21 protein-coding genes are annotated in these 19,455 nt (G+C 62.4%); 8 read left to right on the top strand and 13 right to left on the bottom strand.

Annotated features, from left to right (window positions below):
• Positions 1 to 15: 15 nt before the first annotated feature.
• The 9 genes from GA566_RS18615 to GA566_RS18575 all read right to left on the bottom strand — a co-directional run bounded on the left by GA566_RS18615 (position 16) and on the right by GA566_RS18575 (position 7,446).
• The gene (locus GA566_RS18615; RefSeq protein WP_137923446.1) at positions 16 to 201 is read right to left on the bottom strand and encodes a hypothetical protein; all 186 of its coding nucleotides are present in this window, start codon (positions 199 to 201) and stop codon (positions 16 to 18) included.
• Positions 202 to 345: 144 nt separating this feature from the next.
• Entirely contained in the window at positions 346 to 561 is a 216-nt protein-coding gene (locus tag GA566_RS18610; protein WP_137923447.1) for a hypothetical protein, read from the bottom strand.
• A gap of 53 nt (positions 562 to 614) precedes the next feature.
• A complete protein-coding gene (locus GA566_RS18605; RefSeq protein WP_160474653.1) occupies positions 615 to 1,859 on the bottom strand; it encodes an MFS transporter in 1,245 nt (414 codons plus the stop codon).
• A 205-nt stretch (positions 1,860 to 2,064) separates the two neighbouring features.
• The gene (locus GA566_RS18600) at positions 2,065 to 3,069 is read right to left on the bottom strand and encodes a transketolase family protein (RefSeq protein ID WP_237380470.1); all 1,005 of its coding nucleotides are present in this window, start codon (positions 3,067 to 3,069) and stop codon (positions 2,065 to 2,067) included.
• Positions 3,066 to 3,917: a transketolase gene (locus tag GA566_RS18595; protein WP_160473645.1), complete on the bottom strand. Its 852-nt coding sequence runs from the start codon at positions 3,915 to 3,917 to the stop codon at positions 3,066 to 3,068. Before GA566_RS18595 ends, GA566_RS18600 begins: the two co-directional genes overlap by 4 nt.
• A 24-nt stretch (positions 3,918 to 3,941) precedes the next feature.
• Positions 3,942 to 5,273, bottom strand: a complete 1,332-nt coding sequence (locus GA566_RS18590) for an MFS transporter (RefSeq protein ID WP_137923451.1) — start codon at positions 5,271 to 5,273, stop codon at positions 3,942 to 3,944.
• A 75-nt stretch (positions 5,274 to 5,348) separates the two neighbouring features.
• Positions 5,349 to 6,098, bottom strand: coding sequence for an SDR family NAD(P)-dependent oxidoreductase (locus tag GA566_RS18585; protein ID WP_160473644.1), 750 nt, complete (start codon positions 6,096 to 6,098; stop codon positions 5,349 to 5,351).
• A 144-nt stretch (positions 6,099 to 6,242) separates the two neighbouring features.
• The gene (locus GA566_RS18580; protein WP_160473643.1) at positions 6,243 to 7,145 is read right to left on the bottom strand and encodes a LysR substrate-binding domain-containing protein; all 903 of its coding nucleotides are present in this window, start codon (positions 7,143 to 7,145) and stop codon (positions 6,243 to 6,245) included.
• Between the two features lie 70 nt (positions 7,146 to 7,215).
• Positions 7,216 to 7,446, bottom strand: a complete 231-nt coding sequence (locus GA566_RS18575; RefSeq protein ID WP_160473642.1) for a LysR substrate-binding domain-containing protein — start codon at positions 7,444 to 7,446, stop codon at positions 7,216 to 7,218.
• On the opposite strand from GA566_RS18575, the gene GA566_RS33270 reads away from it, so the two are divergent.
• Positions 7,433 to 8,404 carry an MFS transporter gene (locus tag GA566_RS33270; protein ID WP_202126834.1) on the top strand — a complete coding sequence of 324 codons (972 nt, stop codon included), beginning with the start codon at positions 7,433 to 7,435 and terminating at the stop codon, positions 8,402 to 8,404. The two genes, GA566_RS18575 and GA566_RS33270, sit on opposite strands and share 14 nt — an antisense overlap.
• Positions 8,401 to 9,021 carry a class I SAM-dependent methyltransferase gene (locus GA566_RS18565; protein ID WP_137923455.1) on the top strand — a complete coding sequence of 207 codons (621 nt, stop codon included), beginning with the start codon at positions 8,401 to 8,403 and terminating at the stop codon, positions 9,019 to 9,021. The genes GA566_RS33270 and GA566_RS18565 overlap by 4 nt, the downstream gene beginning before the upstream one ends.
• A 36-nt stretch (positions 9,022 to 9,057) precedes the next feature.
• Here the strand turns inward: GA566_RS18565 and GA566_RS18560 are convergent, their stop codons facing one another.
• Positions 9,058 to 9,978, bottom strand: a complete 921-nt coding sequence (locus GA566_RS18560) for a LysR substrate-binding domain-containing protein (RefSeq protein ID WP_137923456.1) — start codon at positions 9,976 to 9,978, stop codon at positions 9,058 to 9,060.
• A 116-nt stretch (positions 9,979 to 10,094) separates the two neighbouring features.
• On the opposite strand from GA566_RS18560, the gene GA566_RS18555 reads away from it, so the two are divergent.
• Genes GA566_RS18555 through GA566_RS18545 form a run of 3 tightly spaced genes read left to right on the top strand, consistent with a single transcriptional unit; the run spans position 10,095 to position 12,674 of the window.
• Positions 10,095 to 10,877: an HpcH/HpaI aldolase/citrate lyase family protein gene (locus GA566_RS18555; RefSeq protein ID WP_137923457.1), complete on the top strand. Its 783-nt coding sequence runs from the start codon at positions 10,095 to 10,097 to the stop codon at positions 10,875 to 10,877.
• 47 nt (positions 10,878 to 10,924) lie between these two features.
• Positions 10,925 to 11,914, top strand: coding sequence for a tripartite tricarboxylate transporter substrate binding protein (locus tag GA566_RS18550; protein ID WP_137923458.1), 990 nt, complete (start codon positions 10,925 to 10,927; stop codon positions 11,912 to 11,914).
• A gap of 55 nt (positions 11,915 to 11,969) precedes the next feature.
• Positions 11,970 to 12,674 carry an SDR family oxidoreductase gene (locus GA566_RS18545; RefSeq protein WP_160473640.1) on the top strand — a complete coding sequence of 235 codons (705 nt, stop codon included), beginning with the start codon at positions 11,970 to 11,972 and terminating at the stop codon, positions 12,672 to 12,674.
• Positions 12,675 to 12,707: 33 nt separating this feature from the next.
• Here GA566_RS18545 and GA566_RS18540 read toward each other — a convergent pair whose 3' ends face one another.
• Positions 12,708 to 13,706, bottom strand: coding sequence for a tripartite tricarboxylate transporter substrate binding protein (locus GA566_RS18540; RefSeq protein ID WP_237380468.1), 999 nt, complete (start codon positions 13,704 to 13,706; stop codon positions 12,708 to 12,710).
• 191 nt (positions 13,707 to 13,897) lie between these two features.
• On the opposite strand from GA566_RS18540, the gene GA566_RS18535 reads away from it, so the two are divergent.
• From GA566_RS18535 to GA566_RS18525, 3 genes are all read left to right on the top strand, one after another.
• Positions 13,898 to 15,682 carry an IlvD/Edd family dehydratase gene (locus GA566_RS18535; RefSeq protein ID WP_160473638.1) on the top strand — a complete coding sequence of 595 codons (1,785 nt, stop codon included), beginning with the start codon at positions 13,898 to 13,900 and terminating at the stop codon, positions 15,680 to 15,682.
• Positions 15,683 to 15,862: 180 nt separating this feature from the next.
• A complete protein-coding gene (locus GA566_RS18530) occupies positions 15,863 to 16,483 on the top strand; it encodes a GntR family transcriptional regulator (protein ID WP_137923525.1) in 621 nt (206 codons plus the stop codon).
• A gap of 257 nt (positions 16,484 to 16,740) precedes the next feature.
• Positions 16,741 to 17,040: an EthD family reductase gene (locus tag GA566_RS18525; RefSeq protein ID WP_137923462.1), complete on the top strand. Its 300-nt coding sequence runs from the start codon at positions 16,741 to 16,743 to the stop codon at positions 17,038 to 17,040.
• A gap of 20 nt (positions 17,041 to 17,060) precedes the next feature.
• Here the strand turns inward: GA566_RS18525 and GA566_RS18520 are convergent, their stop codons facing one another.
• Both GA566_RS18520 and GA566_RS18515 read right to left on the bottom strand, forming a co-directional pair.
• Complete coding sequence (locus tag GA566_RS18520) at positions 17,061 to 18,455, bottom strand: lyase family protein (protein WP_160473637.1); 1,395 nt, start codon at positions 18,453 to 18,455, stop codon at positions 17,061 to 17,063.
• A gap of 3 nt (positions 18,456 to 18,458) precedes the next feature.
• Positions 18,459 to 19,445 carry a tripartite tricarboxylate transporter substrate binding protein BugD gene (locus GA566_RS18515; protein ID WP_137923464.1) on the bottom strand — a complete coding sequence of 329 codons (987 nt, stop codon included), beginning with the start codon at positions 19,443 to 19,445 and terminating at the stop codon, positions 18,459 to 18,461.
• Between the last annotated feature and the right edge of the window lie 10 nt (positions 19,446 to 19,455).

Raw genomic sequence — 19,455 nt, 5'->3', positions numbered from 1 at the left:
ATTCAGCTGTGTCGATCAGCCGTTCGCGTAGACCACCTTGGCCTTGCGCGCTTCCGCCTGCAGGCGGGCGAAAACGTTTTGCACCGTAGCAATCACGCGCTTTGCGTCGTTCACAAAGCCCAGACGCTGGGTACCGAGCTCGCGCTCGATGAGGTCTCGTTCCAGTTGATCGGTCAGCTTGATATCGGATTGGGTGTTCATGGCGTCCTTCCTTACAGGGCTTACCCTTATGGGGTTTTCCCGGATTGTAGCAGAAGGTTTGTCGCATTGCAGCATTAGGTAATAGTGCGTAGCGATTGGCGCAACAGTCAGCGCGACTCAACCAGCACATTACGGTGCGGCCCCTCACAGGATGCCGGCCTGCCACCAGCCCGTATGGCCGCGAGGCTCCAGTGCTCGCGTCGGAACATGGGTACGCGCGCCGGCCCCCTCGAATTCGACAATGACTGCGGTGGGGCTCGCAATGCGGGTGATGATTACGGGCGCGCCTCGAAAGATCCACTTCGTTTCGATCTGATAGGGGCTTTGTCGGTATGCTTTGCGGCGTTGCTTGCTGTTCATATCAATCGTGCTTCATCTGCAGACTGCCTGCGGTGTGGACGCAAAAATAAAGGTTACGGGACAAGCGCCTCTGTTCGCGCCTCCGAGACGGCTTGCGCCAGTTCCTCGGTCACACGGATCTCTGCCCCGATCGGGGTCATCTGCGCGGTTGCCGCAAATGGCGCGGCCGATGTCGGGGATGGATGGCTATTGCGTCGCCACAGGAAGAAGGACGCCAGGCCAGCGTGCAGGACGAGAAATGCCCAGAAAAGCCCGCTGGGCCCTAACCGATTCATGAGCGGAGAAATGATCAAGGGACTGATCGCCGAACCGACCGAGTTGATCAGGAGCATGCCTTGAATGACGCGTACCAGCTCGCTGGCCTCTGCACGATCCGCCGAGTGGCTCACCGCCACCGGGTAGATAGCGAAAATGCTGCCCCCGATCAGGAACATCAGCACCATTAACAAGGGCGGATAACTCGGAAGGATCAGGACAGCCAACGAGACCGCTGCGCAGCCCACGCTCAATGCAAGCAGGACGCTCTGCCTGTCTTTCCTGTCGGACCATCGTCCTACCGGGTATTGCAACGCCATCGCGCCGCAGATGGCACTGGCCATCAACTGGCCAACCTGGGCAACGCTCATGCCCTCTCGTTGCAGGTAGATCGGCAGTAGCGTATAGACCGCCGCAATGCCCACACCGGAACCAAAGCTGCCGATTGCGCCTGCGGGCGTCATGCGAACGAGATCCTGTGGCATCAGGGGTTCGGCATGACTTACGTCCGGTGCAGTCTTCGGCAAAATGGCCATGGGCAACACCGCCATGGACGCGAGTACACCGGCCACCATGAATGGCGCGCTCTCAGCCGCAGATCCAATGGCGCCCAGACTCATCTGCGCGAGCATGATGGAACCGTAGAGCGCGATCATATAGATCGCCAGCAATCGCCCCCGGGACTTCGTATCTCCGACGAGCAGCAACCAGCTTTCCACGACGAGGTAGATCCCTACCATCGCCCAGCCATTCACAAGGCGCAGCAGCAGCCAGATCCAGGGATCGAAAACCAGACCCTGGAGCAGATAGGTGATGGCGACAAGGGAGGCAAAGCTGCTGTATGAGCGGATATGACCGATTCGGGAAATCAGCCGGTCGCTGGTTACCGCACCGAGAGTCAGCCCGACAAAATACGCAGACGAAATGGCGCCGATCATCGTTGCCGAAACGCTTGCGGCGTCGAGCCGTAGAGACGTGAGGGAAGACATGAAGCCGCTTCCCAAGCTGACAATGAACAACCCTAAAAGTGGCCCAACCGCCACGACCCAACTGCTGCGCGACACAACTTCCTCTCAAAGCAATACGAAATGCACCGCGGAGGATACCCGATGTCGGACGGCCCCCTACGCAAGCGCACTCCAAGTCCAGTGCCGACAGGAAAGTCGATGCGCCCTGGTGTTCAATGCCGGCCAGCGATTGACCGGAACATCGAACACCCGTCGCAAGCGCATGCAGTATCGTGGTGCGTTATCCCAGCCAGGCTTTGATGGTTCCTCCCATCACCGAACTGGAAATGCCGTAGCGGTCGTGCAGGGTGGGTAGTGCGCCGGCATCGAGAAAAGCATCGGGCAAACCGATCTGTCGGAACGGCACGTTCACGCCGGCGCGCAGCAAAGTTCCCGCTACCGCCTCGCCCAGTCCGCCGATCACCGTGTGGTTCTCCGCCACGACCACAAGGCGTCCGGGCTTGCGCGCTTCGCGCAGGATGGTCTCCGTGTCCAGCGGCTTGATCGTCGGTACGTGCAGCACCGCAACGCCCACACGATCCGCTTCCAGCGTCCTGGCCACTTCCAGCGCGCGCATTGTCATGATTCCCGACGAGATGATGAGCACCTCCGCGCCATCTCGGAGGAGCTTGGCCTTGCCGAGTTCGAACTGGTAGTCGTACTCATCGAGCACGACGGGCACGTTCCCGCGCAGTAGACGCGCATAGACAGGCCCATCGTGCGCGGCAATGGCAGGCACCATCTGTTCGATATCGATGGCATCGCACGGATCGATGACAGTCATGTTCGGCATCGCGCGCATCAGGGCCAGATCCTCGGCAGCCTGGTGGCTGGGTCCGTATCCGGTGGTCAGGCCGGGCAATGCGCAGACAATCTTGACGTTGAGGTTGTCCTCGGCAATCGTCTGGTGCATGAAGTCGTATGCACGTCGCGTGGCGAATACCGCGTACGTGGTCACGAACGGCACCGCGCCTTCGTGCGCAAGACCCGCTGCCGCGCCCATCAGCAACTGCTCGGCCATCCCCATCTGGTAATACCGTTCGGGATATGCCTTTGCAAAGAGATGCAGGTCCGTGTATTTGCCCAGGTCTGCCGTCATGCCGACGATGTCGGGACGTTGCGCGGCCAGCGCGGTCAATGCATGGCCGAAGGGTGCAGCGCGCGTGGCCTGTCCTTCTGCGGCGATCGACGCAATCATTGCGGACGTCTTGAGGCGGGTCTTGCCCGTATCGGCGGTGCGGCTCATGCTTGTCTCCCGGCTTCCAGCGCCTGCAGCGCGAGTTGCCATTCGTGGGCTTCCACCCGGATGAAGTGATTCTTCTCGCGTTCTTCGAGGAACGGTACGCCGCAGCCCATGCGGGTATCGCATACGATAATGCGCGGCTGCTCGCCCTTGTGATGGCGGGCGTTGTCGAAAGCGGCGGCTACCGCGTCGATATCGTTGCCATCCACTCGCTGCACATACCACCCGAACGCTTCGAGCTTGGGCACGAGCGGTTCGAACGCCATGATCTGTGTCGAGGGGCCGTCAGCCTGTTGATTGTTGACGTCGACCATCGCGATCAGGTTGTCGAGCTTCCAGTGGCTTGCGGACATCAGGCCCTCCCAGATGGCACCTTCGTCAAGCTCGCCATCGGAGAAGAGCGTGTAGACGAAGGCATCCGACTGCTTGCGCTTCAGGCCCAGACAGCGACCCACGGCGATGGTCAGGCCCTGGCCCAGCGAGCCGCCCGACATCTCCATGCCAGGGGTATAGCTCGCCATACCCGACATCGGCAGGCGGCTGTCGTCGCTTCCGTACGTTTCAAGCTCTTCTGCAGGCAGGATGCCGGCTTCGAGCAGCGCTGCATACAACGCAATCGCATAGTGGCCGTTCGACAGCAGGAAGCGGTCGCGCCCTTCCCACTCGGGGTCCTCGGGGCGATAGCGCATGGCGCCGAAGTAGGACACCGCCAGCACGTCAGCGATATCGAGCGCCTGGCCGACATAACCCTGCCCTTGCACTTCTCCCATCAGAATGGCGTTGCGGCGGATACGGTAGGCGCGCTCGGCCAACGAGACGGGCACCTCCACATCGAGATTGGTAAGACTCATGATGACTCCAGACAGAAAATGGGATCAGCGGTTGACGGCCTTGGCCGGCACCAAGAACACCAGCAGCGCGCCGAATACGACCGTTGCCGAGATGAAGAGCAGCCCCGCGGTGGATTTGCCGGTCAGATCGTTGAGATAGCCGACGATGGCCGGGGAGAAGAAGCCTGCGAGGTTTGCCACACAGTTCACAGCCGCAATGCCAGCCGCCGCCGACATGCCACCCAGCATGGCGGTGGGCAGCGCCCAGAACTGGGACGACGAAGCCATGATTCCGGCTGCAGCGATACACAGGCAGACGATGGCTGCGGTCACGCTGCCGAGCAACGGGAGCGCCGCGAATCCCACGGCAGCTACCAGCATGGGAATGGCGAGGTGAAACCTGCGTTCGCGGCGGCGGTCTGCGGACAGGCCGATCAGCGGCAACGCAACGATGGCGCACAGATACGGCACCGCCGTCAGCATGCCCACCCAGACCGGATCGGCCACACCGGTCTTGCGGATGATGGTAGGCAGCCAGAACGTCAGGCCATACTGTCCCAACACCACGCAGAAGTAGATCGCGGACATCAGCCAGAGACGACGGTCGGCCATGAAGGCGCGGATCGACACGTGCTGCACCTTCTGCGCGTTGTCGCCTTCAACGTTGCGTTGCAGCAGCGCCTTCTCCTGGTCGGTCAGCCACTTTGCGCCCTGGATACCGTTGTCGAGGTAGAACAGGATCGCCACGCCCAGCATCAGCGACGGCAATGCCTCGATCAGGAACAGCCATTTCCAGCCGGCCAGGTCGTGCGCGCCATGGAAGGCATGCATGATCCAGCCCGACAGCGGCCCGCCGACGATCCCTGCGAGCGGGATGGCCATGAAGAAGAGCGACAGCGCCTTGGCACGGCGTTCCGACGGAAACCAGTACGTGAGGTAAAGGATCACGCCTGGCGCGAAGCCAGCTTCGGCCACGCCGAGCAGGAAGCGCAACACGTAAAACTGCGTAGGGGTACTGACGAACGCAAAGCCCGCCGAGATAACCGCCCAAGTCAGCATGATGCGCGCCAGCCAGTTACGTGCACCGACCTTGTGGAGTATCACGTTGCTCGGGACTTCGAAGATGAAGTAGCCAAGGAAGAAGATGCCCGCGCCCAGGCCATAGATGGTTTCGCTGAACTGGAGGTCATTGAGCATCTGCAGCTTGGCAAAACCCACATTCACGCGATCCAGGTATGCGCCGAGATAGCACAGCATCAGGAATGGAATCAGGCGCCGCATCACCTTGCCATAGGTGCGCGATTCGAACGACGCCTGAGCGGCGTGCGGCATCACTGCGTCAGCCCCAACGGGCGACGCTGCGTATTTGGTCTTCATGGAATGTCTCCTGCCGGTGCCCCGGGTGGTCCCGGGTGCCTTGACATGTTAGGCGCGGCCCGCGGCCGCGTGGCTTCAATGGATCAGCATGCCGCCATTGACATCGAGCGTGATGCCCGTCAGGTAGGAAGAGAGATCGCTGACCAGGAACAGGCAAGCGTTGGCGACATCACCTGCGTCACCAAGACGGCCGAGAGGAATGCCCTTGATGATGTCCGCGCGCATCTCCGGCGTCAGCTTGTCGCCGGTGATGTCTGTCTGAATCAGGCCAGGCGTGATGGCATTCACGCGGATGTGATCGCCGCCAAACTCGCGGGCCATCGCCTTGGCCAACCCCAGCACGCCGGCCTTGGCCGCACTGTAGTGCGGACCGCCGAAGATGCCCCCGCCTCGCTGGGCGGACACCGACGACATGCACACGATGCTGCCGCGCTTCTGTTCCTTCATCTGCGGCAGCACTGCCTGCGACATGTAGAGCGTGCCACGCAGGTTGACATCGACCACGGCGTCGAAATTGACGGCGCCGATGTCGAGCGTGCGGATCGGCTGAGTAATACCGGCATTGTTGATCAGGCCGTCGATCTGCCCGTATCGGGCAATCGTGGCGTGGACAGCAGCGTCGCATGACGCCTTGTCCGTCACATCACAGCGCAGGCCAAGGTGGCCTTCGCCCAGATCCGCCGCGGCATCTTGTGCGGCGCCAAGCTGCAGGTCGACGATCACAACCTTGGCACCCTGTTCGGCCAACGCGCGGGCCGTGGCCTTGCCAATACCGCGCGGCGAAGCCGCACCTGTGACGATCACCACCTTGTTCTGGACCAGCATCTCGTGTCTCCTTTGTTTCGACTTGACGATGGATCCAGTGTTGTCTGGCGCAGGGCGCCGATCAACGCATTCGGGCTCAACTATCGTTGAGAAATTTTCAGATATCGAGGGTTGCGGAGCAGAGCGAAAACCCTAAGTACTCCGCTAGATCGCCACGCCTTCCTGTGGCCGGCCGACTTCGCGGTCCAGCCACGACAGGAAGCGCGCTACCCGAGGCAGGTCGGCGTTCTGAGCGGGGTACACCACGTGATGGCTGGCGACTTCCACCGCGTATTGGGCTTCGAACACTGGCACCAATGCTCCCTTGCGCAACAGCACGGACGCCAGCAAGGAGCTTTCGAGTGCGACGCCAAGACCGAGCGCGGCGGTTTCCAACGACATGTAGGAACGGTCGAACGAGAAATCGAAAGTCTTCTGCGCACCCGCCACACCATGGCGCGCGAACCACTGGTGCCAGCGCACCAGCGGCGTCTCCGAATGGATGAGCCGATGTCCGATCAGCGCCGATGGATCTTTCACCGGATGCTTGCGCAGATAGTCCGGTGAGGCCAGCGGCAGTATGCGTTCGTTGCGCAACGTCCTGACTTCCGTATCACGCCAGTGCGCGTGGCCGTGCCGCACATCCACATCGTAAAAGCCGGCCGTGAACGAGACATCCTCGTACGAGCACGACAGGTTCAACTGGATGTCACCGTTGTCCGCCTGGAACGATGCAAGCCTGGGCAGCAGCCACATCAGCCCGAAACTCGGGCTGGTATGCACGCGCAGGATTTCAATGGCAGACGGCGTGGCGGCACGTTCCGTGGCGCGGTTCAGTTCCGCGATGACGCCCGTCACATCCCGTAGATACTGTTCACCGACTGGCGTGAGAACCAGACCACGCCCCTGCCGGAAGAACAGCGGCTGACCGATGACATCCTCCAGGTTTCCAAGCTGGTGGCTCACCGCGGAGGCAGTCAGCCCCAGTTCCTCCGCGGCCTTGCCCACGCTCTTGTTGCGGGCAACGCTTTCGAAGGCCATGATCGACTTCATGGGTGGGATGCGCATGGGAGGCCGGGACAAAGTTGCGATCGCTCATTATGCCGCCCGCTGCGTGGCGCCGTGGTGCCGCATCCCGTCAGTGTGTCAGTTCGATGTCCGGCAACGCCGCTGCACCGGTTTCACGGATCAATGCCACGAACTCCGCGATATAGGGACGGGTGTCGCTGGCCGGCAGGGTAGCCGCCCAGATCTCTGACATCAATCCGTCGCGAGTCAGTGGTTTGGCTGTGACGTACTGCCTCTGCAGGTAGTTCTGCACGGCCCATCGTGGCAACACCGCGATGCCACGCCGGGTGGCCACCAGCATCAGGACGTTCCTCGTCGGGGCTTACCAGGCGTTCGCCCAGTTCTACCGGTTTGCAGCCAGCGAAGTGGCGACCGAGTCGTTTCGTCCACGTGCCATCGCGCTGGTGATGGCAGGCGGGGTAATCGCAGCGCTGCTCGGCCCTGCGCTGGCGAGGTTGGGCGGCACGATGCTGCCCGTCATGTTCGCTGGATCGTTCGTGCTGCTCTCAGCGGTTTCCGCCGTGGCCATCGGCGTGCTGGGTTTCCTGCATATGCCGCCGGACATCGCAACGCGTGAGGTGGGCGCCACCGCCGCGCGTACGTGGCGCCAGATCGTTCGCCAACCGGCCTATCTGGTGGCGCTGTTCGGCGCCGCCACTGGCTACGGGATCATGATCCTGGCCATGACAGCGACGCCGCTCGCCATGATCCACCATCATCACGCGATCAGCGATGCGGCAACTGTCATTCAGTTCCATGTGCTGAGCATGTTCCTGCCCTCTTTCGTCACCGGCACGTTAATCGCGCGGTTTGGCGCCATCCGCGTGATGCTGGCCGGCGTCTGCTTGCTTTCGACTCATGTGTTTGCCACCTGGACCGGCACGGGATTCGCATCGTTCGCAGGTGCGCTCGTACTACTCGGCGTAGGCTGGAACTTCCTGTTCATCGGCGGCACCAGCCTCTTGACCGAGACCTACTCGGCCGCCGAGAAGAGCAGAGCCCAAGCGACTAACGACATGACCATTTTTGCCGTCGGACTGTCGTGCTCGTTCGGCGCGGGAGGCTTGCTGAGAGAACTCGGCTGGCAGACAATGAATCTCCTGCTATTACCGTGGCTTGGCGCAGCGGCACTTGCACTGCTCTGGTTGGCCGCGCAGCGGCGCAAGGGCTGGCACGGGCGCCCGTCGGGTGACTGGCTCAGGATTGAACAGGCTGACGAGGGCGTTGCGCTCCGCCAGGACACACTCAAAACGCCATGACCGAACGATCGCACTGGGAAGATGTCTACGAGCATAAGGCGGCGGACCAAGTGAGCTGGTATGCGCCGCACCTGTACACCTCGCTGGATTACATTCGCGCCGCAAGCCCGTCGACTGCTGCCCGCGTGCTGGACATTGGCGGTGGTGAATCGACACTCGTGGATGACCTGCTCGACAACGGCTACAGCGATGTTTCGGTCAACGACATTTCCGAAAAAGCGCTTGATGTCTGCCGCATGCGTCTGGGCCCCCGCGCCGGCCAGGTTCATTGGCTGGCAGGCGACGTACTCAAGCTCGACCTTCCTGCCAACCACTTCGATGTCTGGCATGATCGCGCCGTATTCCATTTCCTGACGGACCCTGCACAGCGTATCGAGTATGTGGAACAAGTGATGCGCGCACTTCGACAAGGCGGGTGGGCCATCGTCGGATCGTTTGGCGAAAACGGCCCTGCGCAATGCAGCGGCCTGCCAGTCCAACGGTACTCCGCCGAAGCGCTGCACAGCCAGTTTGGCGATTCGTTCGAACTCGTGGAACACAAAACCGAGTACCACCGTACCCCATGGGGTAGTTCCCAGGAGTTCGTCTATTGCCTGTGTCGCAAGTCGGCTTCCTAGCGAATCCCACCTGCTCGCCAAGCCGTATCAACACCATTACTTGGCAGCAACCTTGTACGTTGACGCGGATTCGACGGCTTGCGTGACGAATGGCAGGGTCATGGGATTGCCGATTTCCTTGTGGAATGCCACCCATAACTCCAGCGCAGGCACATCCCGATCCGCCAGCCGGCGATACATCACGCCCTTGATCGGCTGCGCTGCGGCCGATGCCGGCACCAGCGACACAGCAATGCCGGCTGCCACCATGGACATCATGGCGTGGTGGCGGGCGGCGTCATGCATGCGCGCCGGCACCACGTTGTGTTCGGCGAGCCAGGTCATCATGAGATCGTGGGCGTACTGGCCGAAGCGCCGCTCCAGCGTGGCCAGGCTCTGACCATCCAGATCGCGCGCGTAAACCTTGCGCTGCGTCGCCAGCGGATGATCGACGGGAACGGCCAGCACGTACGGTTCCGACATCAGGCGCCGTGCCTGCAAACGAGGGTCCGTGACGGGTGGCCGCAGGATGGCGACATCGAGTTCGTTGCGCAGCAGTGCCTCGATCATCGCTTCGGAACTGATTTCGCGTAGCGAGTAGAGGACGCCGGGGACACGCGCCGAGAACCGTCGCAGGATGTCCGGTACGAGTTCGATGGCCGAGATCGCCGTCAGACCAATGCCGAGGTGGCCTACGTCCTCGCCGCGGTTGGCCTGCATCACCATCTGACGTGCGCGATGCTCGATGTCGAACAGCTTCTCCGCCTCGGCGCGCAATACCTGCCCGGCTGGCGTCAGCCGCACGCTGCGCTTGGTCCGCTCGAACAGCTGCGCTCCGAGCTGCGCCTCGAGCTGCTTGATCTGCAGGCTCAACGGAGGCTGTGTCATGTTGAGCCTGCGCGCGGCCCGCGTGAAATTGAGTTCGTCGGCCAGCACCAGGAACGAGGTCAGGACGCGGAGTTCGATGGGGTTGTACATATACAGGAACTGTATAAATCAGATACAGAAGTAATATTGGAAATATAACTCGCCTCGTCGCAGAATGCCTTCACCCGGCCACCCACGAGCCGCGGCAATCCGACAAGGCGCGAGACATGACCATCCAGCATCCCATTGACGACCGCTTTCCGGCGCTCCTCCGCAGTGGTCAGCCTCTGCGCGGCATCTTCACCGCATTGCCCAGTCCCGCCATCGTTGAAATGTGCGCCTATGCCGGCTTCACATTCGTCATCATCGACAACGAACACGGCGCAGCCGACTTCGAGACCACCGAGCACATGCTCCGCGCAGCGCGGGGCAGTGGCATCATCCCCGTCGTGCGCTGCTTCCTGGAAGACATCCCGCGTGTGCTGGACATGGGCGCCAGTGGCGTGCAAATACCCATGATCGAGACAGCCGACGATGCGCGCGAACTGGTGCAACGCGTGCGCTATCCCTCCATCGGCCGACGCGGCAGTGCGTTCAGTGGACGGGCGGCAGGCTACGGCGCCTTTCCCGGCGCGGCACACACGACGCGCAGCAACGCGGGCGTGGCCATCATCGCCATGATCGAAACCCCAACGGGCATCGAGAATGCCGAAGCCATCGCAGCCGTGGACGGTATCGACGCCGTGTTCGTTGGCCCCAACGATCTGGCGCATGCAATGGGCTACGGCAACGATTGGAAAGCCCCTGCCGTGGCGGCCGCCATCGAACAAGCGCTGCGTGCCATCCAGGCGCAGGACAAATGCGCGGGAATCATTGCGCTCACCCCCGAGGACGAACGGCACTACGGCGCATTCGGCGCCCGCTACTTCGCCACGGTCGCCACCAGCCTGATCACGCAGGCGTTCCGCCAGGCCGCGCAAGGCGGGGACGCCGGACGGCCACAGTATTGACGGGCAAACCCCTTCAACACCTTCCTATAACAAGATGGAGACTGATCATGAAAACCCTGGGCCGTCGTGCCGTATGCATTGTCCTGGCAATGGCCGGAATGTCGCTGGCGACAGTTGCAACAGGCGTCCGGGCCGATACGTGGCCTAGCAAGCCCATCAAGCTCGTCGTGCCGTTCTCGCCGGGCGGCGTGACGGATGCCACGGCGCGTATCGTGGCCGAAGGTTTGTCGAAGCGGCTGGGGCAGCCGGTGGTTATCGACAACAAGCCGGGGGTGTCCGGCATCCTGGGCACGCAGTTGGCTGCACGGGCCGAGCCGGACGGGTACACGATCATCGAAGGCACGATCACCACGCATGCGGTGAATCCATTCTTCTACAAGAAGCTCAACTATGACCCGTTGAAAGACTTCATCGCGGTGAACCTGGTCGGCACGGTCAGCAACGTGCTGGTCGTAGCCAACGAGAGTCCCTACAAGTCAGTCGAGCAAATTGTTGCTGCACTCAAGGCCAAGCCCGGTTCGCTGACATTTGGCACGGCAGGACCGGGAAGCTCGCAGCAGTTGTCGGGGCAGCTATTCCAGAGCATCACCGGCACGCAGCTGCAGCAGATCTCCTACAAAGGTGGCGCCGCAGCGATGACCGACCTGATCGGCGGCCAGATCGATCTGGTATTCGAAACGGTGGCCGCTGCCAAGCCGATGCTCGACGGCAAACGCGTGCGAGCCATTGGCGTGTCATCCAAACATCCGCTGCCGGGCTTGCCGGGCATCCAGCCGCTGGCCGACCAGGGTCTCAAGGGTTTCGAGATGCAGTCGTGGCAGGGAATCTTCGTGCCGGCTGGCACGCCGAAGCCAATCGTCGAGCGGTTGTCCGCCGAGATTTCCGCGGTCGTCAACACGCCTGCTGTGCTGCAGCGGCTGCGCGCGCTCGGCGTGGAACCTGACGCGATGACCCCTTCCACCTTTTCCGCTTTTCAGAAGGCGGAGATAGCAAAGTGGGGCAAGGTCACGCGAGAAGCGGGTGTGCACCCGGAGTGACGCGTGAAAGGCTGGCCGGATAGCGCTACCATCCTCGAATATTTCAGGAGAGGAAATGACCGCTTCAAAGGTTGCCTTGATTACTGCCGGTGGCTCCGGCCAGGGCGCAGCAGCCGCGCGCCGGCTCGCACAGGACGGATACCACGTTGCCGTGTTGTCCTCATCCGGCAAGGGCGAAGCCCTTGGCAAAGAGCTGGGCGGTATCGGTGTCACCGGATCGAACCAGTCCAATGACGATGTTCGGCGCCTGGTGGACCTGGCCATGGATAAGTGGGGGCGGATCGACGCGCTGGTGAATTCCGCCGGACACGGCCCCCGAGGCCCGGTACTCGACATCACCGACGAGGATTGGCACATCGGCATGGATGTGTACTTTCTCAGCGCGATCCGTGCCATCCGTCTGGTGACGCCTTTCATGGAAGCACAAGGCCGCGGTGCGATCGTCAACATCACCAGCGCGTGGACGTTCGAACCGGCATCGATGTTTCCGACATCCGCCGTGTTCCGCGCCGGTCTGGCCAGCTTTACGAAGCTGTTCGCCGACGCCTATGCGCCGAAGAACATCCGCATCAACAACGTGCTGCCCGGATGGATCGACAGCCTTCCCGAGGTCGATGCGCGCAGGGAGTCCGTACCGATGGGACGATATGGCACCGCCGAGGAAGTGGCCGCGACCATATCGTTCCTGTTGTCCGAGGGCGCGGGGTACATCACGGGCCAGAACATCCGCATCGACGGTGGACTCATGCGTTCGGTCTGAGCCGGCCACTCGGTCAGGCTCTCAGTCGGCCTCTCAGTCGGCCCGGATGTTCGACTCCCGGATGACCTTGGCCCACCGCCCCACCTCCTCGTCAATCTGCGTGCGGGCCTGGTCCGGTGTCGTGTAGACCGGCACGACACCCTGGCCAATCAGCGCGGCCTTGACCTCCGGCAGGGCCATGATGTCTTTCAGCGAGGCGCTCAGCTTGCCGATGACCGGCGGCGGCGTGCCTGCAGGCGCCAGCAGGCCGAACATCGAACTGACTTCGAACCCCGATAGCCCCGCCTCACCTGCCGTGGGGACATCGGGCAGCACGCGCTGGGGCGTGGCCGAAGCCAGCGCACGCAACCGGCCACCCTTGATGAACGACTGGGTGGCGGGCAGCGTATCGAAGACCACGTCCACCTGCCCACCCATCAAGTCGTTCAGCGCGGGACTGCTGCCCTTGTATGGCACGTGGGTGAGGTCGACACCGGCCTGGCGCTTGAACAGTTCCGCCGCAAGATGCTGCGGTGAACCATTGCCCGACGACCCATAGTTCAAACCGCCAGGCTTCGCCTTTGCCGTACCGATGAAGTCGGCCAGCGTCTTGCCCTTGAACGAAGGCCCGACCGCCACGACCAGCGGCACGCGCCCCACCACCGCAACCGGCGCAAAGCTCTTGTCCATCGTGAAACCTGCGGACGCCGGCAACAACACGCTGTTGATGGCGTGACTGGTCAGCGCGCCCAACATCAGCGTGTAGCCATCGGGCTTCTCTCGCGCCACATAGGCAGCACCCAGGTTGCCTGCAGCGCCAGCCTTGTTCTCCACCACGACCGGCTGCCCGAGCGAAACCGTCAGTCTTTGCGCCACCACGCGAGCGATGACATCCGTCGCACCTCCTGGGGTGTAGGGCACCACCAGTTTGATGGGCTTCTCCGGATAGTCGGCCCTTGCCAGCGCAGGAAACGCGATGGTGCTGGCCAGGGCAATCGCCCCTGCCAGCAGTTGTCGACGGTGAATACCGCCTGATTTAGATGGTCGATGCATAGGATCTCCTTCCATGTCGTTATGTATAGAAGCGCACTCGGCCAGGCGCCGAGGCTAGGCCGAATCCTAGTCAACCATATTATTAATAATATAGGTGATATCACTGACGACAATCTGAGGGGACATGGGCTATGCTTCAGTCCAACGAAACATCAGGTGCGAGCCTGTCCCCAGTACCAGCAGGAAACCCCATGCCCAACGAAGACCAAGACCCCAAAGGCGCCGCCTCGCGCCATGACATCGCTCCCGAAGCCGCAGCCACCGGCATATCGAAGGGCCTCACCAACTACGGCGACCGCGGTTTTTCGCTGTTCCTGCGCAAGGCGTTCATCAAAGGCGCGGGCTACACCGATGCCGCGCTGGATCGTCCTGTCATCGGCATCGTCAACACCGGCAGCGCTTACAACCCCTGCCATGGCAACGCGCCGCAACTGATCGAGGCCGTGAAGCGCGGCGTGATGCTGGCCGGCGGCCTGCCGATGGACTTCCCGACGATTTCCATTCACGAGAGTTTCTCGGCGCCCACGAGCATGTATCTGCGCAACCTGATGTCGATGGACACCGAGGAGATGATTCGCGCGCAGCCGATGGATGCCGTGGTGCTGATCGGCGGTTGCGACAAGACCGTGCCTGCCCAGTTGATGGGCGCGGCCTCCGCCGGTATCCCTGCCATTCAACTGATCACGGGATCGATGCTGACCGGCTCGCACCGCAGCGAACGTGTAGGCGCCTGCACGGATTGCCGACGCTACTGGGGCAAGTTCCGCGCGGAGGAAATCGATGCGGAAGAGATCTCGGACGTGAACAATCAGTTGGTGGCCAGCGTTGGGACCTGCTCGGTCATGGGCACGGCCAGCACGATGGCTTGCATTGCCGAGGCACTTGGGATGACCGTGCCGGGTGGTGCGTCCCCGCCAGCCGTGACAGCCGACCGCATCCGCGTGGCAGAGCAGACGGGAACCGAAGCGGTCCGCATTGCGAAGGAGCGGCTGACCATCGACAAGATCCTCACCCCCGCTGCCTTTGAAAACGCGATGCGGGTGCTTCTGGCGATTGGCGGCTCGACGAATGGCATCGTGCACCTGGCAGCCATCGCAGGGCGCATGGGTTATGACATCGATCTGGCCGCCCTGGACCGGATGGGGCGCGATACGCCGGTGCTGCTGGACCTGAAACCTTCCGGCGATCACTACATGGAGGACTTCCACCATGCCGGGGGCATGGCAACGCTGCTGCGCGAGTTGAAGCCGCTGCTCAAGCTCGATGCGTTAACGGTGACGGGCCGTACGCTGGGCGAAGAAATCGAACGAGCCGGCCCGGGGTTCCAGCAGGACGTTGTGCGTTCGCGCGACAACCCCATCTATCCGCAAGGTGGCATCGCCGTGCTGCAAGGAAATCTTGCGCCCGGTGGCGCGATCATCAAGCAGTCGGCCGCGCATCCGAAGCTCATGGAGCATGAGGGTCGTGCGGTGGTTTTCGAGAACGCCGAGGATCTGGCAAACCGCATCGACAGCGATGATCTCGATGTCACCGCCGACGACATCCTCGTATTGAAGAACATCGGCCCGAAGGGTGCGCCCGGAATGCCCGAGGCAGGCTACATCCCCATTCCGCGCAAACTGGCGCGGGCCGGCGTCAAGGATATCGTGCGGATTTCGGATGGCCGCATGAGCGGCACGGCCTTCGGCACTATCGTGCTGCACGTCACACCGGAAGCCGCGATTGGCGGTCCGCTGGCTCAGGTCCGGAACGGCGACCGCATTCGCCTGTCCGTAGCGCGACGGGAGTTGACGCTGGATGTCAGCGACGAAGAACTGGCCCGGCGGCAGCAGGAAAACCCGGTGACCGTACCCACTGCGGATCGTGGTTATCGCAAGCTGTTTCTCACCAGCGTGAACCAGGCGGATCAGGGCGTGGACTTTGATTTCCTGCGAGCGGTGGAAGCGCGAGGGAAAGTACCGGGCAAGGCAGAGTAACCTCGCGACGCTTGGGGCATCGAAAAATAGGTCAAAATGACGGCTTTCCTTCCGCCACGTCATCCTGTGCCGGGCCATTGGCCCGGCGCGACTCGCCCGATGTCCATCTCCGACACGCTGAGCGCCGCCATCGAAACGGGCGGTGAAGCCTCTCCTACAACGCTGGATGTGCTGAGCGGCATGGTTGCCGCCCTTGAGGAAGACATCGTCTTCGGCCGGCTTCATCCGCGAGAGCGGTTGGTCGAAGACGACCTGATGGTCAGGTTCAACGTCAAACGTCACGTCGTACGCGATGCGTTGGCCGCCATGGATCGCATGGGACTGATCGAGCGGCGCAAGAATGTGGGCGCGCTCGTCCGATCCTTCTCGGCTCAGGAGGTCAAGGAACTGTACGAAGTCCGGACCATGCTGGAGACCGAAGCGGCCAGGCGCATCGATATGGAACGCGTCCCTTCACGCATCGAGCATCTGATTGCCATCCAGAAGCAACACGATGCCGCCGTCGCAGCAGGCGATGCGCGCACCGTGTTCCGCGTCAACCTGGCCTTCCACCGCGAACTCTTCGGCCTTTGCAGCAACCAGACGCTGCAAAAGGCGATTGCCGAGTTTGCACGACAGACCCACCCGATCCGCTTTGCCTCGCTTGTTTCTGCCGAGTATCGCGAGCGCGCGCAGAAGGAACACTGGCAAATGATCGCGGCGCTGCAGAAGGGAGATATCGATGCCTTGGTGTCCCTCTGCGCCGCGCATCTCTTGCCCTCCCGCGACGCTTATCTGCAGGCGCAGCAATATCGGCTGTAACGCGCCGCAGGCAGTCAATCGAGGCTGATGTTGGCGTCTTTCGCCACGCCCTCCCACCGCGGCGCCAGACCCGATGTCCATCCGGCCACATTGATGACGTCGCCCATCATCGCGTTCATGCCAGGCTGCGCGCTCTGGGGCTCCTCTGACCATCGTCAATCATCATGCGGACGGCGCATACGCCAGCCGCGTGAACGCCCCTATGCTTCGCTCCAGGAAGCGCGCACCCAAGTGCGCTTCGTCACTGGAGAAAGCAAATGGCAAAGCTCATCGCGCTATACAAGACGCCCGCCGACACGGCCGAGTTCGATTCCCACTACTTCACCCGACACATCCCCATCGCCAAGACGATGCCCGGCCTGCGCAGCTACGAGGTCAACGACGGGCCCATCGGAGGGGATGGTCCGTTCCATTTGGCAGCGATACTGAGCTTCGATTCGATGGCAGACCTTCAGGCATCGCTTGCTTCGCCAGAAGGTGCTGCCGCAGTGGCTGACCTGGCAAACTTCGCACAGGCCGGGATGGAGTTGCTGATTTTCGAGACGAAGGAAGTTTAGATACGCCTTCGCCAAAGCACTCAGCCGCCTCCCCGCGCCATCCGCTCCAGATCCACCAGCGCGTCATACTCGTCGCCACTCAGGATCTGGAGCGCAATGGCCGCTTCACGTGCGGCCACGCCATGCGCCTTGGCGTATGCCACGATGCGCGCGGCCTGGTCGTAGCCGATGTGTGGATTGAGCGCTGTAGCAGCCAGTAGCGGGCTGTCGAGCTGGCGCGCAAGCCGCTCGCGGTCCGGCTCCAGTCCGGGAATCACGCGTTCCGCCACGGCGCGCGCGCTGTCGGCCAGTACACGGATCGACTGCAGCACGTTGTGGATCAGCACTGGTTTCGCCACATTCAGCTCGAAGCTGCCCGATGCCCCCGCCATCGTGACCGTGACGTGATTGCCAGCGACTTGCATGCCGGCCTGCACCATCACCTCCAGGATGGTGGGATTCCGCTTTCCCGGCATGATGGATGAGGTCAGGCCGTCATCGGGCATCAGCAGTTCGCCGATTCCGCAGTGTGGCCCGGAACTCATCCATCGCAGGTCGTTCGCAATCTTGATGAACGAGACCGCGATGACGTTCAGCACGCCGGACAGCTCCAGCAACGCATCGTGCGCGGCCATGCCCTCCACCTTGCACGGGTTCGGGCGGAATGGCAGTCCAGTCAGGCGGCTCGCCTCCGCGCAGAATGCTTCCGCGAATCCTGCGGGTGCGTTGAGTCCCGTACCCGCCGCCGTGCCGCCTTGCGGGAGCGACAGCAGGCGCGGCATCGTGGCTTCCACGCGTTCGATGCCATGCCCGACCTGCGCCGCGAACCCCTCGAAGCTGCGGCCCAGCGTAGTGGGCACCGCATCCATCAGATGGGTGCGCGCCAGTTTGAGGATGTCCGCGAACGCCACCGCGCGTGATTGCAGGCTATCGCGCAGGGCAGCCAATGCAGGCAGCAACCGATCCTCGATTTCGAGCACGGCGCTCAGGTGCATCACGGTCGGAAAGCTGTCATTGGACGACTGCGAACGATTGACGTGATCGTTGGGATGGATCGGACGCTTGGTGCCGAGCGGTTCGCCCAGACGCTCGTTAGCGCGATTGGCGATGACCTCGTTGGCATTCATGTTGGTCTGTGTGCCGGACCCGGTCTGCCATATCGTCAGCGGAAAGTGCGCATCGAATGCACCGCTGCGCACCTCGGCCGCTGCCGCAACAATCGCCTGCGCCATATCGGCGTCGAGTTGGCCGCACTGCAAATTGGCAACTGCCGCCGACATCTTGTGCAGCCCGAATGCATGGATCAGGCACTCGGGAAGCCGCTCGGTGCCGATATCGAACACGGCCAGCGCGCGCTGGGTCTGGGCACCCCAGTACCGGTCAGCAGGAATATCCACTGGCCCAAAGGCGTCGTGCTCTGTGCGCGTCATCGTCATCGTTCAATCCAGCGAGATGTTCGCCTTGGCTGCCAGCACCTTCCAGCGCGCCACTTCGGTTTCCGTGTGCTTTCCCAGCGCACTGGCCGTGTACTTGTCAGCCGGCAGCATCTGGATAGCCTGGGCGGATAGTCGATCCGTGAATGCCTTGTCGTTCATGACTTTCAGGTAGGCCGCCTGCACCTTGTCGATCACCGGCTGCGGCGTGCCCTTCGGTGCATAGATGCCGTACCACGTAGCGGCCTCGAAGCCAGGGACCACGGTTTCAGCCAGGGTCGGCACATCCTTGAGTTGGGACACGCGCGTGGCGGATGTCACCGCCAGCGGGCGCACCTTCGCTTCCGTGATCTGCGGCAACGCGGTGTTGGTCTGGTCGAACATGCCATCGACCTGACCGCCAATCACATCGATCAGCGCCGGTCCTGCGCCCTTGTACGGCACCAGCGATACCTTGATGCCCGCCGCCGACGCGAACATCGCCGCGATGAGGTGGGACGTCGAGCCCATGCCCGCATTGCTGATGAACAGCTTGCCGGGATTCTGCTTGCCGTACTCGACCAGCGCCTTCACGTCCTTGGCAGGATGGTCCTTGCGCACCATCAGCACCATCGGCGTGTCCGGGAAGCGAAACACCGGCGCGAAATCCTTCACCGGATCATAGGGCAGCTTCTTGTACAGCGCGGGCGCTGCGCCCATGTACCCCATGTGGCCCACCAGCATCGTGTAGCCATCTGCCTGTGCGCGCGCAGCCTTGGTCGCGCCAACGGTGCCGCCCGCTCCAGGCGAATTGTCGATGATGATCGACTGCCCCACCTCGCGTGACACGCGCTCGGCGATATTGCGCGCCAGTGCATCGGTGGGACCACCCGCCGCGAACGGCACGATCCATGTGATCGGCTTGTTGGGCCACGCCTGTGCGTGGGCCGACGTAGCGGCAGCAAGCGTGACGACTGCCAGTGCGGCGCGCACAAAGGGAGTGAAGGGTTGCATGGGTTGTCTC

It is taken from the genome of Cupriavidus sp. SW-Y-13, assembly GCF_009793345.1.
GTDB lineage: Bacteria > Pseudomonadota > Gammaproteobacteria > Burkholderiales > Burkholderiaceae > Cupriavidus.
Note: the sequence above shows the minus strand (reverse complement) of the source record. Positions and strands in the feature narration are given on the sequence as shown.

What these genes read in the sequence shown, in the direction of transcription:
- GA566_RS18555 (WP_137923457.1), top strand. Translation starts at nt 10,095, where the DNA reads ATGACCATCCAGCATCCCATTGACGACCGCTTTCCGGCGCTCCTCCGC.
- GA566_RS18580 (WP_160473643.1), bottom strand. Translation starts at nt 7,145, where the DNA reads ATGCGCATCCCACCCATGAAGTCGATCATGGCCTTCGAAAGCGTTGCC.
- GA566_RS18565 (WP_137923455.1), top strand. Translation starts at nt 8,401, where the DNA reads ATGACCGAACGATCGCACTGGGAAGATGTCTACGAGCATAAGGCGGCG.
- GA566_RS18515 (WP_137923464.1), bottom strand. Translation starts at nt 19,445, where the DNA reads ATGCAACCCTTCACTCCCTTTGTGCGCGCCGCACTGGCAGTCGTCACG.
- GA566_RS18600 (WP_237380470.1), bottom strand. Translation starts at nt 3,069, where the DNA reads ATGAGCCGCACCGCCGATACGGGCAAGACCCGCCTCAAGACGTCCGCA.
- GA566_RS18550 (WP_137923458.1), top strand. Translation starts at nt 10,925, where the DNA reads ATGAAAACCCTGGGCCGTCGTGCCGTATGCATTGTCCTGGCAATGGCC.
- GA566_RS18545 (WP_160473640.1), top strand. Translation starts at nt 11,970, where the DNA reads ATGACCGCTTCAAAGGTTGCCTTGATTACTGCCGGTGGCTCCGGCCAG.
- GA566_RS18520 (WP_160473637.1), bottom strand. Translation starts at nt 18,455, where the DNA reads ATGACGATGACGCGCACAGAGCACGACGCCTTTGGGCCAGTGGATATT.
- GA566_RS18590 (WP_137923451.1), bottom strand. Translation starts at nt 5,273, where the DNA reads ATGAAGACCAAATACGCAGCGTCGCCCGTTGGGGCTGACGCAGTGATG.
- GA566_RS18595 (WP_160473645.1), bottom strand. Translation starts at nt 3,917, where the DNA reads ATGAGTCTTACCAATCTCGATGTGGAGGTGCCCGTCTCGTTGGCCGAG.
- GA566_RS18585 (WP_160473644.1), bottom strand. Translation starts at nt 6,098, where the DNA reads ATGCTGGTCCAGAACAAGGTGGTGATCGTCACAGGTGCGGCTTCGCCG.
- GA566_RS18535 (WP_160473638.1), top strand. Translation starts at nt 13,898, where the DNA reads ATGCCCAACGAAGACCAAGACCCCAAAGGCGCCGCCTCGCGCCATGAC.
- GA566_RS18615 (WP_137923446.1), bottom strand. Translation starts at nt 201, where the DNA reads ATGAACACCCAATCCGATATCAAGCTGACCGATCAACTGGAACGAGAC.
- GA566_RS18530 (WP_137923525.1), top strand. Translation starts at nt 15,863, where the DNA reads ATGGTTGCCGCCCTTGAGGAAGACATCGTCTTCGGCCGGCTTCATCCG.
- GA566_RS18540 (WP_237380468.1), bottom strand. Translation starts at nt 13,706, where the DNA reads ATGCATCGACCATCTAAATCAGGCGGTATTCACCGTCGACAACTGCTG.
- GA566_RS18575 (WP_160473642.1), bottom strand. Translation starts at nt 7,446, where the DNA reads ATGCTGGTGGCCACCCGGCGTGGCATCGCGGTGTTGCCACGATGGGCC.
- GA566_RS18525 (WP_137923462.1), top strand. Translation starts at nt 16,741, where the DNA reads ATGGCAAAGCTCATCGCGCTATACAAGACGCCCGCCGACACGGCCGAG.
- GA566_RS18610 (WP_137923447.1), bottom strand. Translation starts at nt 561, where the DNA reads ATGAACAGCAAGCAACGCCGCAAAGCATACCGACAAAGCCCCTATCAG.
- GA566_RS18560 (WP_137923456.1), bottom strand. Translation starts at nt 9,978, where the DNA reads ATGTACAACCCCATCGAACTCCGCGTCCTGACCTCGTTCCTGGTGCTG.